The following is a 4,295-nucleotide window of genomic DNA, read 5'->3' as shown; positions in this document are numbered from 1 at the left end:
CCCTCATGGACCTCGCCGATCTTGTAGGACTTGCCGGTGTAATAGAGGATGCGCTCGGTCGTCGTCGTCTTGCCGGCATCGATGTGCGCCATGATGCCGATATTGCGATACATGTTGAGCGGATGGCTGCGGGCCATGATCTTACTCCTGTGCCGAGCATGCGGCGGGTTCTCATCCCACCCGCTCATCCTGATCAGCCATCGAGCTTGTCGAAATGGCGTATCGAAGGACAAGCCATGTCCTTCGATACGGGCTTCGCCGAGCTCAGTTCCTGTCAGGATGAGCGGGTGGATATTCAAAAAGGGAAAGCAGGCCTGAAAGCCCGCTCATCCCATATAGGCGATTACCAGCGATAATGCGAGAAGGCGCGGTTGGCTTCGGCCATGCGGTGCGTGTCCTCGCGCTTCTTCACGGCGTTGCCGCGATTGTTCGCCGCATCCATCAGCTCGCCCGAAAGGCGCGCCGCCATGGTATGCTCCGAACGGCCGCGCGCGGCGGTGATCAGCCAGCGTATCGCCAGCGCCTGGCTGCGCTCGGGGCGGACCTCGACCGGAACCTGATAGGTGGCGCCACCGACGCGGCGGCTGCGCACCTCGATGCCGGGGCGGACATTGTTGAGCGCATCGTGGAACACGCCGATCGGCTCGCGCTTGGCGCGCGTCTCGACGGTCTCGAGCGCGCCATAGACGATGCCCTCGGCGACCGACTTCTTGCCGTCGAGCATGACGCTGTTCATGAACTTCGAAAGGGTGACGTCCCCGAACCGGGGATCGGGGAGAATTTCGCGCTTTTCCGGACGACGACGACGAGCCATCTTCTATTCCTTACCTTCAACCGGGCCGCCTGCGGCCCTGGACCCCGCGCGGACGCTCCGCGCCCGCCGGCTCACTTCGGACGCTTGGCGCCGTACTTGGAGCGGGATTGCTTGCGGTTCTTCACGCCCTGCGTATCGAGCACGCCGCGCAGCACATGATAGCGCACGCCGGGCAGATCGCGCACGCGGCCGCCACGGATCAGCACGACCGAATGCTCCTGAAGATTGTGCCCCTCGCCGGGAATGTAGGAGATGACCTCGCGCTGGTTGGTCAGGCGGACCTTGGCCACCTTGCGCAGCGCCGAGTTCGGCTTCTTCGGGGTCGTGGTATAGACGCGCGTGCAGACGCCGCGCTTCTGCGGGTTGGCCTCCATGGCGGGAACCTTGGAGCGTTCCTTCTGCGGCTCGCGGCCCTTGCGGACGAGCTGGTTGATCGTTGGCATTTGAAGCCTTCACCTCATTCGTGGGTTACTTTGCCGGACCCGCCGCTCGTCCCCCCCTTGGCGGGCGGAAAAGCATAAGGGCCACGGCGATCTTGCGACCTCCGGGCCCTGACAGGCATCGGCAATGTTCAAGATCCGCGAGCCGGCGAGCCGGTGCGAACGGGGCAGCCTATAGCCGCGCGCCGCGTGGAGGTCAACGATCCTCCGGCGCGGCGCTGGGCACGCCCGCCTTGGGCTTCACATAGAGGCTGGCGATGTCGGGCCAGGCGCGGCGGAGTTCGGCCTCGGCCTCGGCGATGATGCGCTCGACGTCACCGGCGCGGACCTCGTCCTCGAAATCGACCTCGGCGGCGACGAAGACGCGATCCGGGGCGATCTGGACGCTCAGGACATGGCCGACCGCCGTCACCTCATGGGGGCGGTCGAGCACCTCGCGCACCGCCAGGACCAGCGCCTTGTCGGCGCGCTCGCCGATCAGCAGGCCCTTCGATTCGCGCGCCAGCACGAAGGCGACCGCCGCCAGCGCCACGCCGATCACGATCGAGGCGATGCCGTCCCACGCCGGATCGCCGGTCAGTTGCGCGAGGCCGATGCCGATCGCGGCGACGATCAGCCCGAAGATGGCGGCGCTGTCCTCGAACAGCACGATGAAGCTCGGCGGGTCCTTCGATCGGCGAACCGCCTGCCACCAGCCCTGCTCGCCCTTGGCGCCCGCGAACTCGCGCACCGCGACGAGCCACGACGTGCCTTCCAGCGCGGTCGAGACGGCGAGCACGACATAGCTGACGATCGGGCGCTCGATCTCGTGCGGTTCGAGGATGTGGAGGATGCCCTCGTAGATCGAGAGCCCCGCGCCGGTCGCGAAGATCAGGATCGCGACGACGAAGCTCCAGAAATAGAGCTCGCGGCCATAGCCGAGCGGATGCAGCTCGTCGGGCGGAAGCTGGCTGCGCTTCTGGCCGTAGAGCAGGAGGATCTGGTTGAGGCTGTCGACCACCGAGTGGAAGCCCTCGGTGAGCATCGCCGACGATCCGGTGATTCCCGCCGCGACGAACTTGGCGACCGCGATGCCGAGGTTGGCGGCGAGCGCGGTCACCAGGACCAGTTTGTTGCCGCCTTCCGCCACCGCACCGCTTTGGGGCAGGCGGCGAACTTCATCAACCCCATGCATATGAACGACGCGCTTGCCGTTTATCGATAAGTTATGTATCGATAGACGATGCTCGCTCGTCGTTCAAAAATCCTGTCGGTCTTGCGGCACCGTGGATGCGGGAACGGGTCCGGCATGACGGAGGATTGTAGGCGAACTCGGTTCACGAAGCCGAATGTCGATCGGCGCCGGGAGAGTGCGATGACCGAGGGTGCGCCGATCAACCGGTTCGAGATCGTGCTGCTGATCTTCGTGCTGGCGCGCGTGTTCCGCAAGGGCGCGGAGATGCAGGACGAGATCGAGGCGACGGTCTGATGCCCGTCCGCATCCGGCTCGACGATCTGCTGTGGGAGCGGCGGATGACGCTGACCGAGCTTGCCGAACGCGTCGGCATCACGCTCGCCAATCTTTCGATCCTCAAGACGGGCAAGGCCAAGGCGATCCGCTTTTCGACGCTGGAGGCGATCTGCCGCGAACTCGAATGCCAGCCGGGCGACCTGATCGCCTTCGATCCCATGCCCGAGCAGGAGCGGACGACATGCTGAAGCCTTTCGCCGACGCCCATCGCGGCGCCTTCGCCTTCATGCTGGCATGCCCCTTGCTGTTCCTGGTCCCCGTCGCGGCGGAGGCGGTGCAGCATCTCGCGGAGGCGGCGATCGGCTTCTACGATGGCGCGATACAGGCGAAGGCGGTGCAATTCTCGCCCGTGCGCATGGGCTTCGGCACGATCAAGGTGATCGCGCTGCTGCTGCCCGGCTATTGGGCGATGCGCTGGTTCGCATGGGGCGATGCGGCGCGGGCGGGCCGGCCGGAGCGGCAAGCGCTGCGGCGCTTCCTGCCGCTATGGCTCTTCCGGATCGCGATGGCGCTGCCCGGCATCTGGGGCCCGGTGGTGCTGGGCGCGGAGCATTTGAGGATCGCGGCTTGGGCGATCGGCGCGCTGCTGCTGCTCTCCTTCCCGCTCGATATCCTGCTGGCGCGATGGTACGCCTCGGCGCCGCTGGGCGTTCGTTGCGGGCCGATCCGATCGATCCGGGCGATCGCGCCCGTCCTGCTTTGGGCGATCGGCTTCAACCTGCTGACGATCCTGCCCGCGATGACCGTCCACTATGCGCTGGGGTTCGCCGCGATGAAGGGGCCGGACGGTGCGAAGGCCATGCTGCTGGGAATCGATTCCTGCTTCGTGGGTTTCCTGGCGGTGCTGATCGTGGCGGTGACCTACGAGATCGACCGCCATGCGCGGGGAAGGGCTTCCACCGGAGATGTTCCGGTCGATGGTGGGTAGTTGGAGGCTGTCTGTTCGAGCTGAAACGTCACCCCGGCTCAAGGCCGGGGTGACGAGAGCGAGCGGATAAGGTGACGGCGCCGCTTATTTGCAGGGGTCGTGGCCCCAGTTCATCAGCGAATAGCGCCAGCGCGAGGTTTCCGTGTTTGCGGGTTCCTGCGCCAGGTGGCGGCGGACGTAGCCGACCACTTTGCGCATGTGGGCATAATCGTCGTCGGCGAGCTCGGCGCGGTGCATCCGCTTGATTTGGACGATGCGACGGCCCGAGGCGTGGCCGACGCTTTCGGCGGCGCTGCCGTCCTTGCCCTTGAAGCCGACCGCCTTGCTCTCTTCGGTCTCCAGCCATTTCTCGAGCGCGGCGGGGGTCATGTTGACCGCCTTGCTGAAATCGGCGTGGATGGTCTTCTTCTCGTCCTGGGTCATGACGGCGGCAACGGCCCGGCGCGCGATCGGCTCCCTCAATGCGCGCCGATCGTGGGGGCGGGGGAGCGGGCGGGCAGAGGGACGTAGACCGGCGGGGCGACGAAGCGCGCGGCGGTGGCGACGACCGCGACCGCGAGCACGAGGCCGGCGCCGCGCCTGAACCCTGCGCGCGGGACGCGG

7 protein-coding genes are annotated in these 4,295 nt (G+C 66.4%); 2 read left to right on the top strand and 5 right to left on the bottom strand.

Annotated features, from left to right (window positions below; translation table 11 throughout):
• The 4 genes from HUU94_RS04120 to HUU94_RS04105 form a co-directional block, all read right to left on the bottom strand.
• A partial coding sequence (locus HUU94_RS04120) for a GTP-binding protein (protein WP_174273842.1) occupies positions 1 to 137 on the bottom strand: 137 nt, incomplete at its 3' end.
• A 206-nt stretch (positions 138 to 343) separates the two neighbouring features.
• Positions 344 to 814: a 30S ribosomal protein S7 gene (rpsG, locus tag HUU94_RS04115; protein ID WP_174273841.1), complete on the bottom strand. Its 471-nt coding sequence runs from the start codon at positions 812 to 814 to the stop codon at positions 344 to 346.
• A gap of 71 nt (positions 815 to 885) precedes the next feature.
• Positions 886 to 1,257: a 30S ribosomal protein S12 gene (rpsL, locus tag HUU94_RS04110; protein ID WP_174273840.1), complete on the bottom strand. Its 372-nt coding sequence runs from the start codon at positions 1,255 to 1,257 to the stop codon at positions 886 to 888.
• A 193-nt stretch (positions 1,258 to 1,450) separates the two neighbouring features.
• Positions 1,451 to 2,428: a cation diffusion facilitator family transporter gene (locus HUU94_RS04105; RefSeq protein ID WP_174273839.1), complete on the bottom strand. Its 978-nt coding sequence runs from the start codon at positions 2,426 to 2,428 to the stop codon at positions 1,451 to 1,453.
• A 293-nt stretch (positions 2,429 to 2,721) separates the two neighbouring features.
• Between HUU94_RS04105 and HUU94_RS04100 the strand changes: the two genes are divergently transcribed.
• On the top strand, positions 2,722 to 2,952 hold the full coding sequence (locus HUU94_RS04100; RefSeq protein WP_174273838.1) for a helix-turn-helix domain-containing protein: 231 nt from the start codon (positions 2,722 to 2,724) through the stop codon (positions 2,950 to 2,952).
• A complete protein-coding gene (locus tag HUU94_RS04095; protein WP_174273837.1) occupies positions 2,946 to 3,692 on the top strand; it encodes a hypothetical protein in 747 nt (248 codons plus the stop codon). The genes HUU94_RS04100 and HUU94_RS04095 overlap by 7 nt, the downstream gene beginning before the upstream one ends.
• 84 nt (positions 3,693 to 3,776) lie before the next feature.
• Here the strand turns inward: HUU94_RS04095 and HUU94_RS04090 are convergent, their stop codons facing one another.
• Positions 3,777 to 4,115: a DUF3140 domain-containing protein gene (locus tag HUU94_RS04090; RefSeq protein WP_174273836.1), complete on the bottom strand. Its 339-nt coding sequence runs from the start codon at positions 4,113 to 4,115 to the stop codon at positions 3,777 to 3,779.
• Positions 4,116 to 4,295: the final 180 nt, after the last annotated feature.

The organism is Sphingomonas bacterium, assembly GCF_903644055.1.
In the GTDB taxonomy this organism is placed as follows: Bacteria; Pseudomonadota; Alphaproteobacteria; order Sphingomonadales; family Sphingomonadaceae; genus Sphingomonas_I.
The sequence above is the reverse complement of the archived record's forward strand: the minus strand, read 5'-3'. Positions and strand labels throughout refer to the sequence as shown.

What these genes read in the sequence shown, in the direction of transcription:
- rpsG (WP_174273841.1), bottom strand. Translation starts at nt 814, where the DNA reads ATGGCTCGTCGTCGTCGTCCGGAAAAGCGCGAAATTCTCCCCGATCCC.
- rpsL (WP_174273840.1), bottom strand. Translation starts at nt 1,257, where the DNA reads ATGCCAACGATCAACCAGCTCGTCCGCAAGGGCCGCGAGCCGCAGAAG.
- HUU94_RS04105 (WP_174273839.1), bottom strand. Translation starts at nt 2,428, where the DNA reads ATGCATGGGGTTGATGAAGTTCGCCGCCTGCCCCAAAGCGGTGCGGTG.
- HUU94_RS04100 (WP_174273838.1), top strand. Translation starts at nt 2,722, where the DNA reads ATGCCCGTCCGCATCCGGCTCGACGATCTGCTGTGGGAGCGGCGGATG.
- HUU94_RS04095 (WP_174273837.1), top strand. Translation starts at nt 2,946, where the DNA reads ATGCTGAAGCCTTTCGCCGACGCCCATCGCGGCGCCTTCGCCTTCATG.
- HUU94_RS04090 (WP_174273836.1), bottom strand. Translation starts at nt 4,115, where the DNA reads ATGACCCAGGACGAGAAGAAGACCATCCACGCCGATTTCAGCAAGGCG.